The organism is Egibacter rhizosphaerae, assembly GCF_004322855.1.
In the GTDB taxonomy this organism is placed as follows: domain Bacteria; phylum Actinomycetota; class Nitriliruptoria; order Euzebyales; family Egibacteraceae; genus Egibacter; species Egibacter rhizosphaerae.
The window spans coordinates 3,103,446-3,128,456 of record NZ_CP036402.1 but is presented as its reverse complement, the minus strand read 5'-3'; the positions used below and the strand labels follow the sequence as shown (position 1 = coordinate 3,128,456).

Here is a 25,011-nt window from a genome sequence, read left to right as displayed (position 1 = left end):
GGTCGCGGAACGGAACGCAGCAGGGGTCAGCCCGTCCCGCAAGGCCACCTACCCGTCGGCGGCGCGGATCCCGAGGCCCGGCAGATCGCGCGTGATCATGCGCTGCTCGGCGAACCAGCGGATCGTGCGCTCGAGGGTCTCGGCGACCGGGGTGTACTCGAGGCCGAGCTCGCGGGCCGCCTTCGACCCGTCGTAGGCGTGGCCGTGCCGCAGCGTGCGGACCATCTCGGGGCAGAACCGGGGCTCGCGGCGGCGGACCCGCGCCACGGCGGCCGCGGCCGCGGCGGCCCCGCTGGCGACCGGTCCCGGCAACGACCGCACCCTCGTGTCCACGCCGGTCACCTCGCTCAACACCCCGAGGCCCTCCCGCACGGTCATCGTGGCCCCGTTCAGGACGTACCGCTCGCCGGCCTTGCCGTGCAGCTCGGCGAGGACGTGACCCGCCGCGCAGTCGCGGATGTCCACGATCGACAGCCGGCTGTCGATGACCGCCGGGAGCGTGCCGTTCACGAAATCGAGCAGGATCTTGGCGGTACCGCCGCCCCGCCCGGGGCCCTGGACCGACGAGGGCAGCACCGCGACGACCTCCAGCTCGGTGCCCGCAGCGGCCTTCCACACGGCCTGCTCCGCTCGGTGTTTGGACTGCTCGTACCGCGAGAGGTACGTGCCGCGGTGCAGGCTCTCCTCGCTGCCGACGGTGCCCCGCGCCTCGCCGATCGCGGCCGCCGAGCTCGTGTGGACCAGGCGACGGACCCCGGCGTCCGCGGCCGCGCGCACGACGCGACGCGACCCCTCGATGTTGGTACGGAACATCGGGCGCGGGTCGGCGACGCACATCGCGTTGACCCCCGCGACGTGGTAGACGACCTCGCAACCCGCCATCCCCTCGGCGAGGGCCTCGCGGTCGAACAGATCGCCGCGGACGCTACGGGCCGCACCCAGGCCCTCGAGCTCGGCGCTCGCCGCGTCCGAACGGGCCAAGGCCACCACCTCGCGACCATCGGCGACGAGCCGGGCGATGAGGTCGCGCCCCACGACACCGCTGCCGCCGGTCACGAACACGCGCATGTCAGGACTCCCCTCCGTCGTGGTGCTGTCTGCTGCCCGACGACGTGTCGTCCTCGTCGCCGGGCCCGGCGTCCAGCCGGAACAGCCATCGGAACCGGACGAGGTACTCCGCGCCGCTCATGAACGTCACGAACCCGGCCACGAGCATGACGACCTCGTCGGCGTAGAGGCCCGCGACGAACGCCTCGCCGGGCCGCACGATCGCCAGCGCGATCGCGATGAACTGCACGTTGGTCTTCAGCTTGCCCCACACCGACGGGGGCATGACCGCCCCGGTCGAGGCGACGAGGCCGCGCAGCCCCATCACGACGAGCTCGCGCGCGACGATGATCACCACGATCCAGGACCAGGCGCGGCCGATCTCGACGAGGGCGATCAGCACGCCCGCGGTGAGCAGCTTGTCGGCCGTCGTGTCGAGGAACGACCCGAGGTCGCTCGTCACCTGCCACCGACGAGCGAGGTAGCCGTCCAGGAAGTCGGTGACCGCCGCGGCCACGAACAGACCGAAGGCCGACCAGCGCATGGTGGGGTTGTCGGGCCCGACCAGCAACAACGCCATGATGAGCGGCACGGCCACGATCCGCGCGACCGTGAGTTGTGTCAGCGCGACGACCGCCCCTCGGGCTCGCACGGTCGGCACCATCCTCCAGCTCGGCGACATCGTGGGACCCCGACGCCGTGACAGCGTCGACACGGCCCGTATCATGCCTGCTCCCAGCCTCAGGCGCGCAGCGCGAACCAGCGAGGGAACGTGGCGAGCACGGACGAAGAACTGCAGTACGACTCATCGTGGGCACGGCGCCCGCTCGCGCGGGTGGGACGCATGATCGTCGCGTTGGGGCTCATGCGCTTTCTCATCTTCCTGCACAACGCACCGCGGGCACACGGGCGCGACCGACTCAAGGGGCTCCAGGGGCCGGTGCTGGTCGCCAGCAACCACGCGAGCCACCTCGACACCCCGATCATCCTGCAGAGCCTCCCACGCCCGCTGCGGGGCCGCACGGGCGTGGTGGCCGCGGCCGACTACTTCTTCAAGAATCGATTCACCGGCTGGTTCGTGTGCCTGTGCTTCGCCACCATCCCCATCGAACGCAGCGGCATCAGCGAGCACACGCGCGAGCAGATCAACGGCATGGTCGCCGACGGGTGGAGCATCCTGCTGTTCCCGGAGGGCACGCGCACACGCGACGGCCGGATGGGACGACTCAAACACGGCACGGCAGCGATGTCGATCCAGTACGGGCTGCCGATCGTGCCGGTCTACCTGACCGGCACCCACGAGTCGCACGGCAAGGGCAGCAAGTGGCCGACGCCCCACCGTGTGCACGTGTACTTCGGCGAGCCGATCCCACCTCGCACCGACGACGACTATCGCGCGCTCACGACGGAACTCCGCGAACGGCTCGAGCTCCTCGCCGCCGAGGCCGGACGTGCCGAACCCTGAGACCGGCGCTCCACTCGCTGCGCCCAGCCGCGACCGCTTCCTGATCAGCCCGGGTGACGAGCCGCGACCGCTTCCTGGTCAGCCCGGGTGACGAGCCGCAACCGCTTCCTGATCAGCCCGGGTGACGAGCCGCGACCGCTTCCTGATCGGTGGACGCCTGCTCGGCCGCACGGTCGGCCTCCACCGCCTTGCGGTAGGCGTCGATCGCGTCCTTGCGCGTCTCGTCGTCCCAGTCGAGCACGTCGGCGAGGATCGCGGCGGCCGGCTCGGCGGCGGCGAGCCCCCGGTCGGCAACCTCGATGCGCACCCGGGTGCGGCGCTCCAGGGCATCGAAGAGGTCACGGGCTCCCTCGTGGCTCGCGGCGTAGGCGACCTCGACCCCCAGGTACGAGGGCGCGCCCTCGAGCGGCTGCATTAGGTGCGGCCGCTCCTCCCCCAGGGCGAGAACCTCCTCGTAGAGGTCCCCGTAGCGCGCGAGCAGGTGGTCGATCCAGGCGACATGAACACCGGCCTGCCGAGCGATGCGCTCACGATCGGCCACCGCGGCCTCGTATCCGATCGCACCGAGCAGGGGCAGGTGACGAGTCGGCGAGGGCGGCACCTCCCGATCGAGCCCTTCCACGGCACGATCGACCGCGTCCTCGGCCATGACCCGGTACGTGGTGTACTTCCCACCACCGATCGAGATGAGCCCGGGCGTCGACTCCAGCACCGAGTGCTCACGCGACAGCTCCGCGGTGGACCCTTCCGTCGCGGCGAGCAACGGTCGCAGCCCCGCGTAGACCCCCGTGATGTCGGCCTTGGTCAGCGGGTGACGCAGCATCGGGTTGAGGCGGTCGAGCAGGTAGTCGAGGTCGGCCTGGGTCGCGACGACGTCGTCGACGCTCTCGTCCCAGTCGGTGTCGGTCGTCCCGATGATCCACCGGTTCCCCCACGGGACGACGAAGAGCACGCTCTTCTCCGTCCGCATGATCAGCCCGACGCCGAGGTCGAGACGCTCCCGGGGGACGAGGAAGTGAACGCCCTTCGAGGGGCGCACCTTCACCTGTGCCTGCCCCGCCATGTTCTGGACCTCGTCGGTCCACGGACCGGTCGCGTTGACGATCCGGCGCGCGGTGATCCGGACCTCCCGGCCGCTCTCGGTGTCGGTGGCCACCGCGCCCGTGACGCATCCGCCCTGCTTCGTGAGGTCCGTCGCCTCCACGTGGGTGGTGACCAGGGCCCCGTGATGGGCTGCCGTCCGGGCGAGCATCGCCGTGTGGCGCGCGTCGTCGACCTGCGCGTCGTAGTAGCGGATCGCGCCGACGAGGGCGTCCTCCCGCAGGTCGGGAGCCAACCGGAGCGCGCCCGTGCGGCTCAGGTGCTTGTGCACCGGCACGCCGCGCTTGCCCGTCCCGATGGTGTCGTAGAGGAGCACGCCCGCCCCCACGTACGCGCGCTCCCAGGCCCGGCCGGTCAGGGGGTACAGGAACGGGACCGGGTGCACGAGGTGCGGGCAGAGCTCCTCCAGCATGCGTGCCCGCTCGGTGAGCGCCTCCTGCACCAGCCCGAAGTCCAGTTTCTCCAGGTAGCGCAGCCCGCCGTGGATCAGCTTCGTCGACGCCGACGAGGTGCCCGCCGCGAAGTCCTCACGCTCGATGAGCGCGGTGCGCAGTCCCCGGCTCGCCGCGTCGAGCGCGGATCCAGCGCCCGTGACACCGCCGCCGATCACGAGGACGTCGAAGTCCTCGCTGTCCAGACGATCGAGCGCGTCGGCACGTTCGCTCGGGCCGAGCTTGGCGATGGGCAGCATGCGGGCTCCTGACGGTCGACTCGGAGTGCCAGTCTGCCCGTTCGGACACCCCGGGTCACGGGACATCTGCTCGCGCGGCGCCCCGTACTCGGCGGCCGACGGCGGGGGCCACCCGCCACCTTCACGCCGCCCGCCACCTTCACGCCGCCTGCCACCTTCACGCCGCCTGCCACCTTCACGCCGCCCGCTCTCCGCCGGGCGGGCGGCGGGGAGCCCCGTCACATGCGGAAGACCCCGTAGCCGAGGTCGTCGAGCGGCGCACCCGCCACGGCCGAGAGCGACAGCCCGAGCACCCGACGGGTGTCGAGCGGGTCGATCACGCCGTCGTCCCACAGCCGCGCCGTCGCGTAGTACGGGTGGCCCTGCGTCTCGTACTGCTCGCGGATCGGCTGCTTGAAGGCCTCCTCGTCCTCGGCCGGCCAGGCCTCCCCCCGCGCCTCGAGCTGGTCACGACGAACCGTCGCGAGGACGTTCGCCGCCTGCTCGCCGCCCATCACGCTGATCCGGGCGTTCGGCCACGTGAAGAGGAACCGCGGGTCGTACGCCCGCCCGCACATCGCGTAGTTGCCCGCGCCGTAGGACCCGCCGATCAGGACCGTGAGCTTGGGCACCCGGGCGCACGCGACGGCCGTGACCATCTTCGCGCCGTCCTTGGCGATGCCCCCGGCCTCGTACTCGCGTCCGACCATGAAGCCGCTGATGTTCTGCAGGAACAGCAGCGGCACCGCGCGCCGGTCGCACAGCTGGATGAAGTGCGCCCCCTTGAGCGCGGACTCGCTGAACAGGATCCCGTTGTTCGCGACGATGCCGACCGGATGGCCCCAGATGTGCGCGAAACCGGTCACGAGCGTCGACCCGTACCGCGGCTTGAACTCGTGCAGGCGGCTGCCGTCCACCAGCCGCGCGATCACCTCGCGGACCTCGTAGGGGGTGCGCGGGTCGGTCGGCACCACCCCGTAGAGCTCGGCCGCGTCGACCGCGGGCGGCTCCGGGTCGGCGACGTCCCACGGCGGCGGTCCCGGCTCGGGCAAGGTCGCGACGATCGACCGGACGATCTCGAGCGCGTGCGCGTCGTCGGTGGCGAGGTGATCGGCGACACCGGACACGCGAGTGTGCACGTCGCCCCCACCCAGCTCCTCGGCGGAGACCTCCTCGCCGGTCGCGGCCTTCACCAGCGGCGGGCCACCCAGGAAGATGGTGCCCTGCTCGGCGACGATGACCGTCTCGTCGCTCATCGCGGGCACGTAGGCGCCGCCGGCGGTGCACGAACCGAGCACGGCCGCGATCTGCGGGACGCCCATCTCCGACAGCTGCGCCTGGTTGCGGAAGATCCGGCCGAAGTGGTCGCGGTCGGGGAAGACCTCGTCCTGGCGCGGCAGGTAGGCCCCGCCCGAGTCGACCAGGTAGATGCACGGCAGGCGGTTGGCCCGCGCGACCTCCTGCGCGCGCAGATGCTTCTTGACCGTCTCCGGATAGTAGGAGCCGCCCTTGACGGTGGCGTCGTTCGCGACGATCACGACCGAGCGTCCGCACACGCGACCGACGCCGGTCACGATGCCCGCGGCCGGTGTCTCGTCGTCGTACATCCCTAGCGCGGCCAGCGGGCTCAGCTCCAGGAACGCGCTGCCAGGATCGACCAGCCGATCGACGCGGTCGCGGGGCAACAGCTTGCCCCGGGAGGTGTGCCGCTCCCGGGCCCGCTCGCCCCCTCCCTCGGCCGTGGCCGCCAAGCGGGCACGCAGATCGGCGACCAGCTCGGTGTGGGCTGCCTCGTGGGCGCGGAACGTCTCGTCGTGCGGGTTCGCCCCGGTCCCCAGTACGGTGCTCATGCGCTGTGCTCCTCGTCGGACGGCGGCAGGCTACTCGGGTCGGTCGGAACGCAGCCGACGGCTCACGCGTCAAAGGGGGCGAGCCAACCGCATCACGAACGACCCCGATGGTGGGTCGCGACACCCCCGAACCTGAGGAGGCCAACCGTGCGCACGCTGTTGCGCGTCGCCCTTGCGGGCCTGCTGCTACTCGCGCTGGCTGCCTGTAGTGACGCTGAGGACGAGACCACGCTCGAGGGGGAGCCCGACGACTCCGGTGAGGAGGAGGAGCCCGATCCGGACGACTCGGATGACGCCGACGAGACCGACGAGACCGACGAGGAGGACGAGGCCGACGAGGAGCCGGAGGAGGTGGACGAAGAGGAGGCCGAGGACGAGGCCGACGACGAGGACGTCGACGCCGCCGAGGCGGATGAGGGGAACGACGGCGACGGCGACGGCGAGAGCCAATCGGTGACGACCTTCGCCCTCCGGGAGATCGACGGCGACTACTTCGTCGAGTCGGTGCAGACCACGACCGAGCCCACCGAGGCGGTGGCCACGGCCTCGATCGAGGCGATGCTCGACGCCGAGCCCGCCGACCCGGGCCTCACCCGCCCGCTCGAGTCCTCCCCCGAGGTGCTCGGCGCCAGCATCGATGACGGCGTGCTGACGGTGAACCTCACCGAGGAGGTCCGGGACGGCTCTCCGGGCGGCGCCGCCCACGAGGGGGCGTTCGCGCAGGCACTCGCGCACGCGGGAGCCCAGTTCGACAGCGTCGATGCCGTGAGCCTGCAGGTCGAGGGGGACCCGATCGACGAGCTGTGGGGCCACCTCGACTGGAGCGAACCGATCGCGCCCGACCCCTTCATGCGCGCGGACGTGGACGTGGAGACGCCGAACTACGGCGACACCTACGCGACCGGGAGCGTCCTCGAGGTGTCCGGTACGTCGCTCACGTTCGAGTCGAACGTGCAGTTCGAGCTGCGGGACCCCTCGGGCGAGACGGTCGAGGAGTCGTTCACCACCGCCGACCAGCCCGGGATGGACCAACGCGGACCGTTCGCGCACCAGATGGACCGGCCGCTCGACGAGCCGGGCGAGTGGACGCTGGTGGTGCGGTCGCCGGACCCGTCGGACGGGGAGGCCGACCGAGCGCAGTACACCGCCGAGATCGCCGTCCAGGTCGAGGAGTAGCGGCGGCCGCACCGTGCGCTCGCCGCACCCCGGCGCCCACCGCACCGTGCGGTTGCCCGCGTCCGCGCGGGTAACCGCACCACGCCTCAGGCGCGTGCATTCAGCGCACAAACTCGATGTACGGTGACCCGCGTGGGCGCGGGCAACTGCACCGCGAGATTGCGCGCCCATTCAGCGCACGCTCTCGGTGGCGGCCGTCGATGGATAACCCGGCGCTCAGCCGACCCGGCGCACACTGCGGTCAGGGATGACCCGGCGCTCAGCCGACCCGGCGCACCCTGCGGTCGGTGATGGCCGCCCTCGCGGCGGCGTGGCCGGCCACCCCGTGCACCGCGCCCCCCGGGAAGGCCGAGGCGCTGCCGAGGTACAGACCCCGCACGCCGGTCCGGTAGGGAGACAGCGAGGGCACGGGGCGGAAGACCACCTGGTCGAGGGCGTGGCTGCCGGCGCCGACGTCGCCGGCGACGAGGTTCGGGGTGCCGGCCTCGATGTCCCGCGGCGACTGCACGTGGCGGCCGAGCACGCGCGACGAGAAGCCGGGCGCGAAGCGCTCCATCTGTGCCTCGAGCCGCGCGACCTGCTCCTCCACCTGGCCCGCGCTGCCGTACCCGGGCGTGTGCGTGTAGGCCCACGCGGTGTGCTTGCCGGCCGGCGCCCGGGTGGGGTCGGCCACCGTCTGACTCCCCGCGAGCAGGAACGGCCGTTCGGGCCACTCGCCCAACTCGACCTCCGCGACCGCGCGAGCGATCTCGGCGGCGCTGCCACCCACATGGATCGTGCCGGCCTGGCGGGCCTCCGGGGCCGCCCACGGGATCGGACCGTCGAGCGCCCAGTCGACCTTGAGCGTCCCGGGTCCGTAGCGGAAACGGCGGTACTTCCTCAGCGTCGCCTGCGGCAGGATGTCCCCGGCGACGCGGGCGAGCCCATGGGGGTTGAGATCGCACACGACCGCGTCCGCGGCGATGCGCTCGCCGTCCGCGAGCTCCACCCCGACGGCGCGGCCGCCCTGGGCGACGACCCGCTCGACCGGCGCGTCGCAACGCGTGGTCCCGCCGAGCTCGCGCAGGTAGGAGACGAGCGCGTCGACGAGCCGGGCCGCTCCCCCCTCGGGGCTCGGCCACCCGACCGCGTGCCCCATCAGGTTCAGGTACGCCCCCGCGATCGCGCTGCCGGCGCTGTGCGGCCCCGCGTCGCCGTGCAGCGCCGAGCCGTACAGCCACGCCCGCGCGGCGTCGCTCTCGAACAGGTCGTCGGCGAGCCCGCTGGCCGGCATGAGCAGGAGCCGCGCGAACTCGAGCGTGCCCGAGAGCTTGAGCCGAGCCAGCAGCTTCGCACCTCCCGCGATCGGTGGGAACCCGCCCAGCATCACCCCCCGCAGGGCGTCGAAGCGCGCGACGAGCGGCCCCATCGCCTCCGCCCAGCGGCGCCCGTCGCCGTCGCCGAAGCCGTCGAGGCTCGCCCGCGTGTCGGCGAGCGAGCGATGCAACGCGGGCGCGCTGCCGTCGTCCAGCGGATGCGCCGCCGCCACGATCGGGTGCACGAACCGCAACCCGTGCCGCTCCAGCGGCCAGCGGCGGAACACGGGGCTCGCTGCGGCCGCGGGGTACACGGCCGAGTAGACGTCGTGGTGGAAGCCGGGGAGGGTGAGCTCGCGGGTCTTGACCGCGCCGCCGAGCTCGCCGGCGCGCTCGAGCACCGTGACGTCCCAGCCCTTGCCGGCCAGCGTGCAGGCGGCCGACAGCCCGTTCTGGCCGCCCCCGACGACGACGGCGCGCGGCGTCGCGCGGCTCACCGCGGCCCCCCGAGCTGCGCGGCGACCCGCTCACCGATCTGGTGGAGCATCGACTCCTCCGGCACGCTGCCACCCCACATCGCCGGTTGGGCCGCGTAACCGACCCGCTCGTAGAGTTGGGCGAGGTCCCAGCGCAGCGGATCCCACGTGCCCGCCGCCCGCAGGTACGAGCGCCCGTCGTGCTCGAACAACAGGAGGCGGTTGCGCGCGTTGCCCAGGAAGTGCCCCTCGTGGGTGGTCAGATCGAACGCCGCGACCGGCTCACCCCCCTCGGGTACGGCGGGGGGCTCGTCCCGACCGAAGCGCCGCAGCCCGTCGTTCAGCTCCGCGACGTACTCGTCGAGGGCACGACCGTCATCGCGGCTCACGAGGCGCGTCACGGTGACGTACGCCCGCAGGAAGACCGGGGTTCGGCTCGTCGGGTGCCCGGTGACCTCGATCTCGAAGGTCTGCCCCTCCAGCCCACCACTGCGCAGCGGGGTGAAGCGGCCGATCTCACTCGCGTAGTCCGGCCACGTCTCGGGGCGCAGCAAAGCGCCGAGTGTCGCGTCCGTGTCCGGCACCTCCACGGGGGGATAGGTGTGCCAGGTCTGCTCGGTCGCGGGTGCGACGGGAGGGCTGAGCGGCCCGACGCGGGCGTGGCGTAGCCGGTCCTCGGGGCGGTACGCCGCGCGTTCCCCGGTGGTCGCGAAGACGATCCCCCAGGCGCGGCGCTCGTCGTCGGCGTAGGCCTCGGGGAACCAGTCGCCGTGCAGCCGAGCGGCCCCCTCCAGCAGCTGGCTGCGATCGAGCGCCCCGCGCCCCGACGTCGTCGTGTCGAGGAAGCGGTCCACCCCGAACGCGTGATGGAACGCGGCCACATCCCCGGCGTGCAGCGGTCGTGCGAGACGGTGCCAACGCGTCGTCAGGATGGCGAACGCCAGCCGCAGATCGTCGACGTCGCGCAATCCGGGCGGCCGGCGGAAGTAGGCGGCGTTCAGGAAGTCGGTCGCCCAGCCCGCCGCGGTCGGACCCGCGATGGACCAGCCGCCGAGCTTCGCGAACTGCCATTGCGAGGAGCGGGTGACCCGCCGGGCGAGCGCGATGCCGCCCGCCACCGCGAGCAGCCGCACCGCCCCCCGGCCCACCCCGGACATCCTGTCGCCCATGCGAGTTCCCCTCCCGGTCGGCGTTCGCGCAACGAGGGCCCGGGCCCGGCCGACAACGCCGGCTCGGACACGCCCTCACTGACCCTGCCCCTGCCCCGTGGTTGCTACGCCTCGTGGAGGTGGATGACGTCGCCCGCGGCCACGGCCCGCTCCCCCCGGGGGGTCGCGACCAGGAGCCGCCCGTCGTCGCCGATTCCGGTGGCCTCGCCCTCGAGGTCGCCCAGGTCGCTGGCGTTCCCGGTGACGCGCACGCGCGCTCCCAGGGTGACGCACCGGTCGCGGTAGGCGGCCAGGGTGTCGCGCGGATCCTCGCGCCATGTCGCGTACCGTCGGGCGAGGACCCCGACCAGCCCGGCGAGCACCCGCCAGCGGTCGACCGGCTCGCCGATCGTCTCGGCGATCGAGGTCGCCACCACGCCTTCGGGGCGCGGCACGCCGCGCCAGTCGACGTTGCAGCCGATGCCGAGCAGGGCCGCCGGCCCCTCGCGCTCGATGAGCACGCCGGCCGCCTTCGTCCACGAGTGGTTCGGACCGGGACGCAGCAGCAGGTCGTTGGGCCACTTGAGGCCCAGCTCGGGGCCTCCCCGACGCTCCTGCCCGGTGCCTTCGTTCGCGCCCGGCGCCGTGGCGGTGCGTTCCCGCGCCAGCGCCCGCGCGGGCGCGAGGTAGGCGTCCACGACCTCCGCGAGGACCACCCCGGCCAGCAGCGGCAGCGTCTCGACCGGCGCGTCGCCCGGCCGCAGCAGGAACGTGCCCGTCAGCGAGGACCCCGGCGGCGCCCGCCACTCGCGGCCGCGTCGGCCCCGGCCGCGGACCTGATGGTCGGCGAGCACGAGGTGGATCTCCGATGCGCCGCGCCGCGCCGCCTCCGCCGCGAGGTCGTTGGTCGACCCGACCTCCTCGTGCCACTCGAACCCGGCGAGCCCACCCGACCCGGTGGTCAGGCTGCGCACGAGTCCGTCGGGAGGGCCGGGCATACCGGCACAGTAGCGGTGCGGCCGCGTCCGCCGCGGCGAGGCAGCCTCCTAGACTGCGTCCTCGCGCGCCATGACGCCGTCCGCGACAGGCACAGGGGGACGCGTGACCGATACGACCGCCGGCAAGCTCGAGGAGTTGCGGCGCCGCAAGGCCGAGGCCGAGGAGCCCGGCAGCGAGCGCGCCGTCCAGCGCCAGCGCGAGAAGGGCAAGCTCACCGCGCGTGAGCGGGTGGACGCCCTGCTCGACGAGGGGTCGTTCGTGGAGACCGACCGGCTCGCGATCCACCGGGCGACCGGTTTCGGGATGGAGGAGGAGCACCCGCCCGGGGACGGGGTGCTCACCGGCTACGGCACGATCGACGGCCGCCGCGTCTGCCTGTTCAGCCAGGACTTCACCGTCTTCGGGGGGTCGCTCGGCGAGGTGTTCGCGGAGAAGATCTGCAAGATCATGGACCTCGCCCTGCGCATGGGCGTGCCGATGATCGGACTGAACGACTCCGGCGGGGCGCGGATCCAGGAGGGCGTGGTCGCGCTCGGCGGGTACGGGGACATCTTCTACCGCAACGTCCGGGCGTCGGGGGTCGTGCCGCAGATCTCGGCGATCATGGGCCCGTGCGCGGGCGGCGCGGTCTACTCGCCGGCGATGACCGACTTCGTGTTCATGGTCCGCGAGTCGAGCCACATGTTCATCACCGGCCCAGAGGTGATCAAGACCGTGACGGGCGAGGACGTGACGTTCGAGGAGCTCGGCGGGGCGATGAGCCACGCCACCCGATCCGGCGTGGCCCACGTCGCCGCCGACGACGAGATCTCCTGCCTCGAGGACATCAAGTACCTGCTCGAGTTCCTGCCGGACAACAACCTCGAGGAACCGCCGCACAGCCAGCCGGACGACGACCCCGACCGCGCTGACGCGGCGCTCGACACGCTCGTGCCGGACGGCTCCAACCAGCCCTACGACATCCGCGACGTCATCGGCCATGTCGTGGACGAGGGCGAGTTCTACGAGCTGCAGCCCAACTACGCGCAGAACCTCGTCATCGGCTTCTCCCGCCTCGACGGACACCCCGTGGGGGTCGTCGGGAACCAGCCGATGCATCTGGCGGGCGTGCTCGACGTGGCCGCGAGCGAGAAGGGCGCGCGGTTCGTGCGCACGTGCGACGCGTTCAACCTCCCGATCCTCACCTTCGAGGACGTGCCCGGGTTCCTGCCGGGCACCGACCAGGAGTGGGGCGGGATCATCCGCCACGGCGCGAAGCTGCTCTACGCGTACTGTGAGGCGACGGTGCCCAAGCTCACCGTCATCACCCGCAAGGCCTACGGCGGCGCGTACGACGTGATGGGCTCCAAGCACGCCGGCGCGGACGCGAACTTCGCGTGGCCGACCGCCGAGATCGCCGTGATGGGCGCCGAGGGGGCCGTCAGCGTCCTGTACCGCAAGGAGCTCGCCGACCTCGAGCGCCGGGGCGAGGACGTCGAGCACCGGCGGCAGGAGCTCATCGACCACTACCACGGGGAGCTCGCGAATCCCTGGCGCGCCGCCGAGCGCGGTTACCTCGACGACGTGATCGAACCGTCGGCGACGCGGCCGACCCTGGTCCGAGCGCTGCGCTTCGCGCGCACGAAGCGCCAGGCGCCGCCGGCCCGCAAGCACGGCAACATCCCGCTCTGAGCGGACCGACTGCCGAGGAGCCGCCATCCCCGAGGGTCACCCCATGCCCGAAGATCCACCGGCGCCCGACCAGCAAGCAGTGCCCGACCAGCAAGCAGTGCCCGACGTGCGGATCCCGGCGCCGGCCACCGACGAGGAGGTCGCGGCCATCGTCGCGGCGTTGATCACGGAGGCCGAACCCGAGCCGCCCGACGGTCGGGATCTCCCCGCGTGGTTGCGGGCCGCCCGGCGTGAAGGTGTCGGCGGACCGCCCGCGACCCGCCCGTCGGACCTGGGAGGACGCTCGACACCCGCAGGATCTGGGTAGCGGCCACCCGGTGGGGCAGTGCTCGCCCGACGTCTCCCGAGCCCGACCTCCCTCGGTCGGTCGCGCGACGGACCCACGACTCGTTACTCGTCGATCAGGACCTCGACCCGCCGGTTCTGCGCTCGACCTTCGGGATTGTCGGAGCCGTCCTCGTGTTCGTTGGGCGCAACGGGCTCTTCCTCCCCGAGCCCGCGAGCCGTGAGGCGACCCTCGTCCACGCCGCGGTCGACGAGGTAGTCGACGACCGAGTGGGCCCGCCGCTCCGAGAGATCGAGGTTGTACTCGGGCTCGCCGATATGGTCGGTGTGACCCTGGATCTCGACGGGCGCGTCCTCGTAGTGCTCGATGACCTCGGCGATGTCGTCGAGCGCCTCCGCCGCCTCGGGTCGCAACTCGTCGGAGTCGAAGTCGAACAGCACGTGGTCGGGAACGGTGAGCTGCACCTCGCCCTGCTCGGTCTCCTCGGCGTCGTAGCGGGACTCGAGTTCCTCGATCCGCTCGATCTCGGAGCCGAGCTGCTCCGTGGTCTCCATCTCGGAGGCGCCGAGCTCCTCGCCGAGGAAGTCCTCACGCGCCTCCTCGACGAGCTCGACATCGCTCTCGGGGCGCTCGGGGGCGCCGCCCTCGTCGGCGTCGCCGCCCGTGCCGTCGGTCTCCCCCGAGCCGGCCTCGCCCGACTCCGCCTCCGCCTCGCCCTCCTCCACCTCAACCGAGGCCGCCGCGTCCTCTTCCGAGGCCTGCGTGGCCTCGTCCTCGTCGTCGGCGGCGTCGTCACAGGCTGCCAAGAGCACGAGCACCGCCAGGCTGATCAGCACGACGAGTCCACGCATCGTGATCCCTCTTTCACACTGCCGAGCGACCATCGGATCGACCCACGCCATCTCCATCGGTGACGGGCTCAGAAGTCGTCGCCCTCCAACCCGTCGGCGTCGTCACCAGCTTCGGCCTCGTCGGCATCCTCGGGATCGAGGGGGATGTCCTCCAACAGCAGATGCGGCCCGGAGTCGGCGCCGTCCTGCGTTCGGTCGGCGTTGTCGGGCCTGAACTCCACCGTGAGCGAGGTCGCGTCCGCGGCGAGCCGTCCGGAGAACGACAAGGCGCCTTCCAGCACCTCGCCTTCCTCGACCTCGAGCCAGTCGTCATCCTCCGGTGGGACGAGTAGGTACTCGTTTCCCACGTCATCGGTCATCCGACTCGGTATCCCGGGGGTACTCAACCGGGCGGACCTGCCTTGGCCGTTGATGATTCGGGTGTCGAGCTCGACCGACGACTCGGTGGAGCGCACGCCGTGCACCTCGACGACCACGCCGCCGGGGTGACGCGCCTCGATCGGGGGGTTGAAGGCGACGCCCTCGGCAGTGTCGCGATCGAACACCGCGTCCCCGTCGTCCCCGCCGGCGCCTTCGGCACCCCTATCGGCCTCGGAATCAGAGCCCTCGCCCTCGTCGACCGCGCCCTCACCGCGCGCCTCGTCGATCTCCGTTCGGAGCTCCTCGACCTCAGCGGCGAGGTCGTCGATCGCGTCGTGCACATCGGCGAGCTCGTCGCCCATCTCGTCGTCATCGCCGCAGGCGGTCAGCAGCAGCGCACCGGTCAGGCCAACGAGCATCAGCACGCAGGTACGGGCGCGCATGGACGAACTCCTCGATAGCCGGACCGGGATCCTGCCCCCAACCATGTCGACAACCCCCGTGCCCTACATTCCCGCACTTTCAATCGACAAGAGTGACAATACGTTATCGCACGGATGCGACCGGCGCACTTGAAACCCGCGGGACTCGACGCGGTGTCGGCACACCGATCGCGCGTGGTGGACGTGGCCGTGCTGGGCACGCTGCGACCGTCGATGCACACCGCCGCGCGCAGGGGGGAGGCGAATGGGCGAGGATCTGTCGAACGAGACTCCGGCGAACGGATCCGACGAGCCTCCGGCGTCGTCGTTCACCAAGTCGTTGTTCCGCGGGGAGCTGCACGACGAGATGCTCTCGCCCTACCCGCGCTTGAGCGGGGACGAGCGGGTACGCGCCGACGAACTGATCGCCGCGGTCCACGAGGTGGCCGAGCGCCACCACGACCCCTGGGAGATCGAGCGACGAGGGTGGATCGGCGACGAGTTCCTCGCGGCACTCGGTGAGGAGGGCCTGCTGGGGCTGTCGGTGCCGACCGAACTGGGTGGCCAAGGACTGTCGCAGACGGCCTACTGCCGGGTCTCGGAGGAGTTCGGGCGCATCGACGGCACGCTCGCGGTCGTGATGGGCGTGCACCAGTCACTCGGGACGAAGGCCATCCAGCTGTTCGGTACCCAGGAGCAACGCGAGCGCTGGTTGCCGGACCTCGCGCGCGGCTCCAAGCTCGCCGCCTTCGCCCTGACCGAGCCCGGTGCCGGCAGCGACGCGTCCAGCCTCGCGACGCGCGCGACACCGCAGGCGGACGGCTCCTGGCGCCTCGACGGCGAGAAGCGCTGGATCGGCAACGGCGACAAGGACGTGCTCGTCGCGTTCGCCTCCATCGTGGGGGAGGACGGGGGCGGGCACATCGCCCTCGTCGTCGAGCAGGGCATGGAAGGGCTCTCGTCGCCCTTCGGCTACGAGACGATGGGCCTGAAAGGCAACGCGCTGCGGCACGTGCGGTTCGACGGGGTCCGCGTCCCGCCCGAGAACGTGCTCGGCGAGCCCGGGGAGGGCTTCGGCGTCGCGATGCACGTCCTCAACCACGGCCGCATGTCGCTCGGCACCGGCGCGGTCGGCGGCGCGAAGCGCCTCCTCGAGCTCGCGATCAACCACACGCGCAGCCGCCGGCAGTTCGGCCACCCGCTCGCCGACTTCGGGCTCGTGCGGGAGAAGGTCGCCTGGACGGTCGCGCACACCTACGCGATCGAGGCGATGGCGTACCAGACCACCGGCCTGCACGACGCCGGCGTGCCCGACGTCGCGCTCGAGTCGGCGATGGTGAAGATCGCCTCCACGGAGTTCCTGTGGTACGCGGCGAACCGCGCGTTCCAGCTCGCCGGGGGCAGCGCCTACATGGCCGGCAGCCCGTACGAGAAGATCCTGCGCGACATCCGCGTGTACCCGATCTTCGAGGGCGCCAACGACGTGCTGCGCCTGTTCGTCGCGATGGCGGGACTCAAGCCCCTGGGCGACGAGCTCCGGGAGGTGGCCTCGTTCGAGCTCACCCAGCCGGTGCGGACCATCGGGCTGATCGCGGACTACGTCCTCGGCCGGGTCCAGCGCGAGCTCCGCAGCGACCGGATGACCTCGGCGCACGCGTCGCTGTCGGACCTCGCGCAGCCGGTCGCGAGTCAGGTCGGCGACCTGCGCGGGGCGAGCGAGCAGCTGCTGCGCCGTCACGGTCGGGGCGTGACCGAGCAGCAGGGGCAACTGAAACGGCTCGCGCACGTGGCCATGGACCTCTACGCGCAGGCGGCGGTCGTGTCCCGGCTGACGCGGAGGATCGACGAGGTGGGGGTCGAGATGGTCGGTGAGGAGCGCGAGCTCGCCGAGACGTTCTGCGCGCGTTCCCAGCAACGGGTCCGCCGCCACCTGCGTCAGCTCGAGGACAACGACGACGACCGGCTCGACGCGATCGCCCGGGTCGCCTACGAGGAGGGCGGGTACCGCTACGACGTGTTCCGGTAGCGCCGGTCAGCCCTCGACGGTGATGGTCGCCTCCATGCCCGCCTCGCGGTGCCCGGGAACCGAGCAGTACAGCGTGTACTCCCCCGGCTCCAGCTCCACGGTGCCCGAGGCGGTCTCGCCGCCGGGGGTCAGCTCGACGACCTCCTCGTCGCCCAGCTCCTCGATCACCATGTCGTGCTCGGCCGCGCCCTGGTTGTCCATCACGAACTCGACCGTGCCCGCCGACACCGAGTCGGGCAGATCCTCGTAGAAGTTGTCGTCGGCGACGAACTCGACGGTCTCCTCCGCCTCGCCGTCGTCGGCGGCCTCGTCGTCGTCGGCGTCCTCCGCCGGCTCCTCCGCCACCTCGTCGCGCTGGTCGGCGGGCACCTGCTCCTCCTCGGTGACCTCCGGCTCGGCGCTGAAGCAGCCGGCGAGGCCGAACACGAGCAGGACGGCGAGCAGCATGAGCCTGCGGGTCATCGAGAGACTCCTCCTGGGCTGACGGCGACGAGCGCCGACCGATGTGAGCGTGTGGGCCAATGGTGTAGCGCCGGGGGCCTCCCGGCAACCGGAGCCTCCGCGCGTGCCGGGTAGCATGCGGCGGGTCGACCGCGGTGCAAGGAGCGCTGCATGCAGGGTCCCGTGCTCGTCGCGAACCGCGGCGAGATCGCCTGGCGCGTGCTGCGCGCCTGCCGGGAGCGCGGTCTGCCGACCGTCGCGGTCTACTCCGAGGCGGACCGCGACGCGCCGTGGCTCGCGGCCGCCGACGATGCGCACCTGCTGGGCCCGGCCCCGGCAGCGGAGAGCTATCTGGACACCGAGCGTCTGCTCGCCGTCGCGCGGCGCGCCGGGGCCGAGGCGGTCCATCCCGGGTACGGGTTCCTGTCCGAGAGCGCCGAGTTCGCGAGAGCCGTCACCGAGGCCGGGATGGTGTGGATCGGCCCCCCTGCCGAGGCGATCGAGGCGATGGGCGACAAGCTGTCGGCCCGCGCGGCCGCGACCACCGCCGAGTGTCCGGTCGTGCCGGGCACGATGGAGCCCACCGACGACCCCGAGGTCGTCCGCGCCTTCGCGGAGCAGCACGGCTTCCCGATCGCGATCAAGGCCGCGCACGGGGGCGGCGGCCGTGGCCTCAAGGTGGTGCGCGACCCCGTGGGGCTCGAGGATGCCCTCGAGGGGGCCCAGCGGGAGGCGGTGGCCGCGTTCGGACGCGGCGAGGTCTACGTGGAGCGCTACCTCCGCCGCCCGCGGCACGTCGAGATCCAGGTGCTCGCCGATCACCACGGGCACCTCGTGCACCTCGGCGAGCGCGACTGCTCCACCCAGCGGCGTCACCAGAAGCTCATCGAGGAGGCGCCCGCGCCCCACCTCGACCCCGCGGTCCGCGACGCGATGGGCACCGCGGCCCTGCGCGTCGCACGAGAGGTCGGCTACACCGGCGCCGGCACCTGCGAGTTCCTCTACGAGGACGGCGAGTTCTTCTTCCTCGAGATGAACACGCGCCTGCAGGTCGAGCATCCCGTGACCGAGCTCGTGACCGGCCAGGACATCGTGCAGTGGCAGCTGCGCATCGCCGCCGGCGAGCCGCTCGAGCTCACGCAGTCCGACGTCGTCCTGCGGGGTCATGCGATCGAGGCGCGCGTGAACGCCGAGCACGTCGCGGCCTCGTTCGCGCCCTCGCCGGGACGGGTGACCCGCTGGAGCCCTCCCGGCGGACCGGGAGTTCGGGTCGACGCCGGCGTGGTGACCGGATGGGCGATCCCCCGCGACTACGACTCGCTGATGGCGAAGATCGTCGCGTACGGCGCGGACCGCGAGGAAGCTCGACGCAAGCTGCTGGCGGCCTGCGAGGAGGCCCTCGTCGAGGGCGTGCCGACCACGCTCGACTTCCATCGGTTCGCGCTGGCCCACGAGGACTTCATCGCCGGGGCGGTCGCGACCGTGTCGGTCGAGCACGAGTGGGACCTGTCACCGATCGCGCCCGCGGCGCCTCCCGAGCCCTCGGAGGGGCCGGCCCGGCCATCACGGACCCTGACGGTCGAGGTGGGTGGACGGCGCCTCGACGTGAGCGTGTTCGACGATCGCTCGACGCCATCGAGCTCCCGGCGCCGGGCGACCGCCCGCTCGGCCGTCGGCGGCGGACCCGGCGAGGTCACCGCACCCATGCAGGGCACGATCACCAAGACCTCGGTGGCGGTCGGGGACCCCGTCCACGCCGGTGACGTCCTCGTGGTGCTCGAGGCGATGAAGATGGAGAACCACGTCACCGCCCCGCGCGACGGCGTCGTCGAGCGGGTCGCCGTCGGCCCCGGGGACCACGTGGACCTGGGTGCGCCGCTCGTGACGATCGCTGCCGAGGAGGCCGCGTCCGCGTCACACGCCTGAACCGCGACGTTCGAGCCCGAGCACGCTGCGGTTCCGAACGCGGCTATCGCGGCGCGAACGCGAGCAGGCGCGCCGGGTTGTCGCACATGATCCGGGTTTCCAGTTCCGGCGCTCGCTCACGCAGCCGGGGCAGGAACCGCTCCGGCAGGTAGGCGAGGCCCGGCATCCCCCCGTACGACACGTAGGAGGAGCGTCGGGCGACATCGCCGCCGAGCAGCAAGCGATCCGCGCCCCCGCGCGCGGCGACCTCCACGAGGCAGTCCAGCACCGTCGAGTCCGGCCAGTGCTTCGGACGCGCCACACCGTCGTAGCCGAGGTAACAGCCGGCCGCGGCGAGCTCCGCGTGCAGGCCCGGGTCCGGGTTCCGGTCGCAGTGCGCCAGGACCTGCCGGTCACGGGCAACGCCCGCGCGGGCGAGGCGGTCGCTCGCCTCCCACGCCGCGCTGCCGAGCTCGAGGTGGCACGCCACCGGGACGCCGGTCGCCGCGTGGGCGGCGGCTGCCGCGTCGAGCACGCGTGCTTCGAACGCGCTGATGGACCAGTAGCCGATCCCGACCTTGAGGATCCCGGCACGCACCGGCTCGGCGAGCGGCTCGGCGTCGGCGATCGCGCTCTCCCGGACGTCCCGCACGAACCGCTGCTGCAACCGCCGCTCGTCGAGGGCGCGCACGGGATGGTCCTGGGGATAGTGCGCCTCGCGGTGCACGCCCGTCGCCATCACGATCCCGAGCCCGGTGCGCTCGCTCACGGCGCGCAGGAACGCGGGGTCGCGGCCGAGCCCGATCGGCGTCAGGTCGACGATGGCGTCGACGCCGGCCCCCGAGAGCGACGCCGCCTCCTGCTCCGAGCGGTCCGGGTCGTCGAGTTCCTCGCCGGGCAGCAGCGGGCTCACGTGCCGCAGGTGCTCGTGATAGTCGGTACGGCCGAGCAGGTCCGGTCGGCGGTCCCCCAGGACCGTTCGCACCACCCGCGGGTCGGCGCGGGGCGCGGCGCCCGCGCCAGCGTCCCTGGCCGTCGACGCCGGGGCGGGGTCGCTCACGAGCGGGCCGCCGCGGCGAGGCCACCGAGTCGCCGCACGAGGGCGTCGTCGAGCGGGATCCCGAACACCTCCGAGACGACCTCGCTCCACCCGTGCACGAAGTAGTCCCAGCCGTCCTCGACGACCAGCTCCCGTGCGCGCTCCTGCGCCCGGGCCTGCGCGAGGAACCGAAGATCACCGCGGTAGTTGAAGTCCCAGACCCGCGCCCGGTGGGGGAACAGGGCGTCGTCGGTGAGCGGCGACCCGGGCGCGTCCTTGCCGAGCCCCGTCGCGTTCACCACCAGCGACGCCTCGGGCAGGCCCGCCACCAGCCGGTCGCTCTCCTCCGGCACGGCGTTCGTCACGCACTCGATCGCGACCCCGGCATCGCCGAGGTCGCGGTGCAAGCGTTCGGCCTCCTCCAGCCGACTCGCGTCCCGGTCGACCAGGGTGATCCGGGACGGCCGGCGTGACGGCTCGACCATCGCCAGCAGATGGATGGTCAGGGCGAGTCCCGAGCCCCCGGCGCCCAGACAGAGCACCTCGGCGCCCGTGTCGGCGAAGTGGTCCGGGGCCACGAAGCCCCACAGCGCCCTGCCGGCAGTGATCGGATCCTTCGCGTGGGCCCGTACCCGCTCGTCGCGCTTCGAGAGGCACGAGACCTCCCCGAGCCGGCGCGCGTGCTCGTCGTACTCGTCGATGAGGTCGCCGGCCGCCTCGATCAACCGCAGCTTGTGGCTGGTGACGAGCGCGCCCAGGAAGCGCGGATCGCCGCGGAGGTCCTCGAGGACGCGACGGTACATCCGATCGTCCGCGTCCTGCGGGATGTCCCACGGCTCGAGCCGTGCCCCGTCGAGGCCGAGCTCCTCGGACCACAGCGGGAACACGTCGTTGATGGAGGAACGGCTGGCGGTGACCCCCACGAAGCCGAGCGTGGGATCACCTCGGACGACGGGCCGCGCAGCGGTGTGCTCCTGGGTCATCCACCGATCTCCTGTCGGGTGCGGTATCCGTGAAGGGCGCGAACGAAGCGGTCAGCCCGCGCCTCGATCGCCGAGACGTCCCCGTCGACGAGCGCTGCTCGCGGCGCGAGCGCACCCCCCGCGTGGACGGCGAGCGCGCCGGCCTCGAGGTAGTCGACCGCGTTGTCGACGGTGACACCACCCGAGGGGACGAGCGCGATGTCGGGCATCGGCTCGGTGAGTGCCCGGACGTAGCCGGGGCCCCCGACGGACGCCGGGAACAACTTGACGGGGGCCTCGGTGCGCGCCGCCGCCGCGTGCACCTCGCTGGGGGTGAGGCCCGACGACATCACGGGAACGCCGAGCGACGCGCTCGCCGCCTCGGGTACACCCACCGGGCTGACGACGAACTGCGCGCCCGCCTCGACAGCGCTGCGCGCCTGCGCGAGGGTGAACACCGACCCGGCGCCGACCAGGATGCGATCGCTCGCCGACCGCGCGGCCTCGATGCTCTCGAGGGCGTTCTCGCCCGTGAACGTGAACTCGACGATCGAGACGCCCCCGCTCTCGAGGGCCCGCGCGACCCCCGCCGGCTGGGCGTAGTGCGGCGCGCGCAGCACGGCCACCAGGCGCTCGGCCCGCAACCGGTCCACGAGGGCGTCGGCCGACGGACACACCCCCACCTCGACGCCGAGCAGACGACCGCTCTCGGCGGCGGACGCCAAGTGGAGCCCCCCTGCCAGGAAGTCGCCGAGGCCGTCCACCGAACTCGGCTGGCCAGCGGCGTCACCGGTCGGCGAATGGCGCACGGGCACCGCCTCGCCCTCCGGGGCGATGTCGATCTCGAACCGCGTGCGGTCGGCCCGGTGCCAGGCCTCGAACACCTCGAACGGCCGACCGTCGTCGGCGTACGTCTGGCTACGGAGCACGAGCACCGGCGCGCCCGGCGCCACGTCGAGGATGTCCGCGACGCGCTCGTCGACCGCCGCGGCCTCGACGCTGCGTCGTCCTCGCGCCACGCGGAGCCCGTAGGTCGCCTCGATGTGCTCGTACAGGGACCGGTCGTCGAGGTCGTCGTGTTCGAGTCCGGGGCAACGTCCCTCGGGGATGTAGCTCAGCACGTACATCATCGTCTTGCCCTCGACCAGCCGGCACCGCTCGATCCGCAGCCCGCGCGGCACCCCGAGGAACTCCTGGACCGCGAGCGGCAGCTCGACGAGCTCCTGGCCGAGGACGCGGGTCTGCATGTCGAAGCCGCGGCCGGCGAGGTCGCGGAACAGCCCGGCCGTGCGCTGGACGAAGTGCTCGGGGACCTTCCGCTCGGCGACGAAGGTGCCCCGGCCCCGCTCGGTGTGCACCAGCCCCGCGTGCGCGAGGTTCGTCAGCGTCTGACGCACGACGCTGCGCGACACGTCGTAGCGGCGACAGATCTCGCTCTCGCTGGGCAGCAGCTCACCGGGCGCGTACTCGCCCTGCTCGATGGCGTCCCGCAGGACGCGCTCCAGCTGGTGGTACAGCGGCAGCGGGGACTCGCGATCGATGGCACTCATGCGGGGGTCTCGCAGGTGGGGGCGTTCAGGATCGGTCGGCCGGCGGGGGCGACTCGTCGGCGATCCTCTGCGCGCCCATGACCAAGGACACGATCTCCTGGTGCGTGGCCTCGCGGGTCACCCGTTCCCCGGCGATCTCACCGAGGTGCATCACCACGATGCGGTCGGTGGTCTCGAACGCGTGCGGCACGTTGTGGGTGATCATGACCACCCCGAAGCCCTCCTCGCGCAGGTTGCGCACCACCTCGATGACCTCGTCGGCCGCCGCCGGGCTCAACGCCGAGGTCGGCTCGTCGAGGATCACGTAGCGCGAGCCGAAGCCGAGCGTGCGCGCCAGCGCGACGACCTGCCGTTGCCCGCCGGAGATGTTCTTCACGTAGGTGGTGGTCTCGACCTCGCGGATCGAGAAGCGGTTGATGATGCGGCTCGCGTGCTCGTGCATCTCGCGGAACTTGAGCCACCCGCCCCGCGTCGTCACCTCGCGACCCAGGAAGACGTTCATGGCGACGTTCAAGCCGTCCGACAGGGCCAGATCCTGGTACAGGGTCTCGATCCCCGCTGCGCGGGCCTCGTTCGGGGTGCGGAACTGGCGCCGCTGCCCGTCCACGACGATCTCGCCCTCGTCCGGTTGCAGCACGCCGGACAGACACTTGATCAACGTGGATTTGCCGGCGCCGTTGTCGCCCACGAGCCCGACGATCTCCCCGGGCTCGACGGTGAAATCGACTCCCTCGATCGCCTTCACCGCGCCGTAGCTCTTGCTGATGCCGGTCATCTCGATGGCCACGGTCGCTCCTTCGGATCGGGTGTGCCGGCCACGCGCCGGATGGGCCGGGTGGGGCGAGGCCGCCCGCCCCACCCGGTGGCGTCAGTCGTCGCCGCGCACCTGGTCGATGTAGCGGAACGCGTACTCGAGCTCGGCGTCGATGTCCTCGTCGCTGAACGTTTGATCCATCGTGATCATCTCGGGCGACACCGCGCCGGGGACCTCGTCCTCACGACCCTCGAGGTGCATGCGGATGATCTCGGCGCCCGCGACGCCCCAGTCGTCGATCTGGCGGAAGACCGTGACGTCGATGTCGTCCTCGCGGAGCGCGTTGAGCTCCTCCTCGGTGCCGCCCCACCCGTTGATGATCACGTCGTCGGCCACGCCCCGCTCCTCCAGCTGAGCGGACGCGCCGAGCGTGATCGCGGTCGAGGCGGCGTGCATCATGTCGACGTCCGGATACGAGGACAGGACCGTCCCTGCTCCGGCGAACGCCTTCTCCTGGTCGCCGTCGGTCTCGTAGTCGGTGACGACCTCGATGCCGGAGTTCTCCTCGACGCAGTCGGCGAAGGTGCCGCTGCGCATGTCGTCGACGAAGCCGCGAACGAAGCGCAGCAGCGCGATCTGGTCGCCGTCGTCGAGCTCCTCGATCGCCCAGTCGCACAGCTCCAGTGCGCCGACCTCGTGATCGAACGCGATGTGGCTGATCGGCGACTCCTCGGTCCCCCAGAGGTCGGGGAACGGGTTCGCGACGTTGTAGGCGATCGTCGGTAGCTCCTGCGACAAGCGCGCCACGTGCCCCTTCTGGGCCTCCCACTCGGTGGGGGCATAGAGCGCGAAGTCGTAGTCGTCGGCCGAGGCGAGCGCCTGTTCGACCTGCGACGCCTGGGTGTCGTGTTCGTCGGGCTCGACGAGGAAGTCGGTGATCTCGTGGTCGATCCCGAGCTCGTCCAGCCGCAACGTGAGGCCCGCCTCGAGATGGGCCCATGCATCACCGACCTCCAGGCTCGGGATGAACAACAGGATCTGGACCGGCTCGTCCAGGTCGACGTCCGCCTCCTCGGCGTCGTCGCTCACGACCTCCAGCAGGTCGTCCATCAGCTGCTCGTGCTCGGGGAAGGCCTCGTGGAACTCGCTCACGGTGGCCACGCCCCGCTCGTGCGAGGACTCCGGGAACGCCTCCTCGGGGTCGGCCTCCGGCTCGTCGGCCTCGTCGTCCGGCTCATCGTCGGCCTCGTCGTCCGGCTCGTCATCAGGTTCGTCGTCGTCCGGCTCGTCGTCGGGCTCATCGTCGTCGGGGTCGTCGTCGGGTGCGGCCTCGTCGTCGGGATCGTCGGCCGCCACGTCGTCGGGTTCTTCCTCGGCGCACGCTGCCGCCAGTGCGAGCATCAGCGCGAACAACACCGCCAGTCCGGCTCTCATCCGCCTGTCACCCATCGGCTCTACCCTTTCTCAACCTGGCTCGGGCCCTGCCTGCCCGCCCCGCCGAACGCCGACGGGACGAG

General features: G+C 72.2%; 21 protein-coding genes. 6 read left to right on the top strand and 15 right to left on the bottom strand.

Going from position 1 to position 25,011, the window contains the following annotated elements; genetic code table 11:
* Nucleotides 1–48: 48 nt before the first annotated feature.
* Entirely contained in the window at nt 49–1,068 is a 1,020-nt protein-coding gene (locus ER308_RS14595; RefSeq protein WP_131155661.1) for an NAD-dependent epimerase/dehydratase family protein, read from the bottom strand.
* Between the two features lies 1 nt (nt 1,069).
* A complete protein-coding gene (pgsA, locus tag ER308_RS14590; RefSeq protein WP_165492114.1) occupies nt 1,070–1,699 on the bottom strand; it encodes a CDP-diacylglycerol--glycerol-3-phosphate 3-phosphatidyltransferase in 630 nt (209 codons plus the stop codon).
* A gap of 120 nt (nt 1,700–1,819) precedes the next feature.
* Here pgsA and ER308_RS14585 point away from each other — a divergent pair, with 120 nt between their 5' ends.
* Nucleotides 1,820–2,512 carry a lysophospholipid acyltransferase family protein gene (locus tag ER308_RS14585; protein ID WP_131155659.1) on the top strand — a complete coding sequence of 231 codons (693 nt, stop codon included), beginning with the start codon at nt 1,820–1,822 and terminating at the stop codon, nt 2,510–2,512.
* Nucleotides 2,513–2,624: 112 nt separating this feature from the next.
* Here ER308_RS14585 and ER308_RS14580 read toward each other — a convergent pair whose 3' ends face one another.
* Together ER308_RS14580 and ER308_RS14575 are read right to left on the bottom strand one after the other, a co-directional pair.
* A complete protein-coding gene (locus tag ER308_RS14580; RefSeq protein ID WP_131155658.1) occupies nt 2,625–4,304 on the bottom strand; it encodes a glycerol-3-phosphate dehydrogenase/oxidase in 1,680 nt (559 codons plus the stop codon).
* Nucleotides 4,305–4,522: 218 nt separating this feature from the next.
* Nucleotides 4,523–6,133 carry a carboxyl transferase domain-containing protein gene (locus tag ER308_RS14575; RefSeq protein WP_131155657.1) on the bottom strand — a complete coding sequence of 537 codons (1,611 nt, stop codon included), beginning with the start codon at nt 6,131–6,133 and terminating at the stop codon, nt 4,523–4,525.
* A gap of 147 nt (nt 6,134–6,280) precedes the next feature.
* Here ER308_RS14575 and ER308_RS14570 point away from each other — a divergent pair, with 147 nt between their 5' ends.
* Nucleotides 6,281–7,309 (top strand): Gmad2 immunoglobulin-like domain-containing protein, encoded by a 1,029-nt coding sequence (locus tag ER308_RS14570; RefSeq protein ID WP_131155656.1) that lies wholly within the window; start codon nt 6,281–6,283, stop codon nt 7,307–7,309.
* 259 nt (nt 7,310–7,568) lie between these two features.
* On the opposite strand, the gene ER308_RS14565 is transcribed toward ER308_RS14570, so the two are convergent.
* The 3 genes from ER308_RS14565 to ER308_RS14555 all read right to left on the bottom strand — a co-directional run bounded on the left by ER308_RS14565 (nt 7,569) and on the right by ER308_RS14555 (nt 11,226).
* Nucleotides 7,569–9,101 carry a phytoene desaturase family protein gene (locus tag ER308_RS14565; RefSeq protein ID WP_131155655.1) on the bottom strand — a complete coding sequence of 511 codons (1,533 nt, stop codon included), beginning with the start codon at nt 9,099–9,101 and terminating at the stop codon, nt 7,569–7,571.
* Entirely contained in the window at nt 9,098–10,249 is a 1,152-nt protein-coding gene (locus ER308_RS14560; protein WP_131155654.1) for a hypothetical protein, read from the bottom strand. Before ER308_RS14560 ends, ER308_RS14565 begins: the two co-directional genes overlap by 4 nt.
* A 104-nt stretch (nt 10,250–10,353) precedes the next feature.
* Nucleotides 10,354–11,226: a biotin--[acetyl-CoA-carboxylase] ligase gene (locus ER308_RS14555; protein WP_131155653.1), complete on the bottom strand. Its 873-nt coding sequence runs from the start codon at nt 11,224–11,226 to the stop codon at nt 10,354–10,356.
* 70 nt (nt 11,227–11,296) lie between these two features.
* On the opposite strand from ER308_RS14555, the gene ER308_RS14550 reads away from it, so the two are divergent.
* On the top strand, nt 11,297–12,898 hold the full coding sequence (locus ER308_RS14550) for an acyl-CoA carboxylase subunit beta (protein WP_131155652.1): 1,602 nt from the start codon (nt 11,297–11,299) through the stop codon (nt 12,896–12,898).
* A 43-nt stretch (nt 12,899–12,941) separates the two neighbouring features.
* Nucleotides 12,942–13,205, top strand: coding sequence for a hypothetical protein (locus ER308_RS14545; protein WP_131155651.1), 264 nt, complete (start codon nt 12,942–12,944; stop codon nt 13,203–13,205).
* Between the two features lie 83 nt (nt 13,206–13,288).
* Here ER308_RS14545 and ER308_RS14540 read toward each other — a convergent pair whose 3' ends face one another.
* Both ER308_RS14540 and ER308_RS14535 read right to left on the bottom strand, forming a co-directional pair.
* A complete protein-coding gene (locus tag ER308_RS14540; protein ID WP_131155650.1) occupies nt 13,289–14,035 on the bottom strand; it encodes an OmpA family protein in 747 nt (248 codons plus the stop codon).
* 68 nt (nt 14,036–14,103) lie between these two features.
* A complete protein-coding gene (locus ER308_RS14535) occupies nt 14,104–14,838 on the bottom strand; it encodes a hypothetical protein (RefSeq protein WP_131155649.1) in 735 nt (244 codons plus the stop codon).
* A 244-nt stretch (nt 14,839–15,082) separates the two neighbouring features.
* Between ER308_RS14535 and ER308_RS14530 the strand changes: the two genes are divergently transcribed.
* Nucleotides 15,083–16,843, top strand: a complete 1,761-nt coding sequence (locus tag ER308_RS14530; protein WP_131155648.1) for an acyl-CoA dehydrogenase family protein — start codon at nt 15,083–15,085, stop codon at nt 16,841–16,843.
* Nucleotides 16,844–16,849: 6 nt separating this feature from the next.
* Here the strand turns inward: ER308_RS14530 and ER308_RS14525 are convergent, their stop codons facing one another.
* A complete protein-coding gene (locus ER308_RS14525) occupies nt 16,850–17,305 on the bottom strand; it encodes a plastocyanin/azurin family copper-binding protein (RefSeq protein WP_165492113.1) in 456 nt (151 codons plus the stop codon).
* A gap of 150 nt (nt 17,306–17,455) precedes the next feature.
* On the opposite strand from ER308_RS14525, the gene ER308_RS14520 reads away from it, so the two are divergent.
* Nucleotides 17,456–19,210, top strand: a complete 1,755-nt coding sequence (locus ER308_RS14520) for an acetyl/propionyl/methylcrotonyl-CoA carboxylase subunit alpha (RefSeq protein WP_131155646.1) — start codon at nt 17,456–17,458, stop codon at nt 19,208–19,210.
* A 43-nt stretch (nt 19,211–19,253) separates the two neighbouring features.
* Here ER308_RS14520 and ER308_RS14515 read toward each other — a convergent pair whose 3' ends face one another.
* The 5 genes from ER308_RS14515 to ER308_RS14495 form a co-directional block, all read right to left on the bottom strand.
* Nucleotides 19,254–20,249: a phosphotriesterase family protein gene (locus ER308_RS14515; protein ID WP_205745634.1), complete on the bottom strand. Its 996-nt coding sequence runs from the start codon at nt 20,247–20,249 to the stop codon at nt 19,254–19,256.
* A complete protein-coding gene (locus ER308_RS14510) occupies nt 20,246–21,211 on the bottom strand; it encodes a shikimate dehydrogenase family protein (protein WP_131155645.1) in 966 nt (321 codons plus the stop codon). The genes ER308_RS14515 and ER308_RS14510 overlap by 4 nt, the downstream gene beginning before the upstream one ends.
* Complete coding sequence (locus ER308_RS14505) at nt 21,208–22,740, bottom strand: UTRA domain-containing protein (RefSeq protein ID WP_131155644.1); 1,533 nt, start codon at nt 22,738–22,740, stop codon at nt 21,208–21,210. Before ER308_RS14505 ends, ER308_RS14510 begins: the two co-directional genes overlap by 4 nt.
* Before the next feature lie 25 nt (nt 22,741–22,765).
* Nucleotides 22,766–23,527: an ATP-binding cassette domain-containing protein gene (locus ER308_RS14500; protein WP_131155643.1), complete on the bottom strand. Its 762-nt coding sequence runs from the start codon at nt 23,525–23,527 to the stop codon at nt 22,766–22,768.
* Nucleotides 23,528–23,608: 81 nt separating this feature from the next.
* Nucleotides 23,609–24,928 (bottom strand): substrate-binding domain-containing protein, encoded by a 1,320-nt coding sequence (locus ER308_RS14495; protein ID WP_131155642.1) that lies wholly within the window; start codon nt 24,926–24,928, stop codon nt 23,609–23,611.
* Nucleotides 24,929–25,011 lie beyond the last annotated feature (83 nt).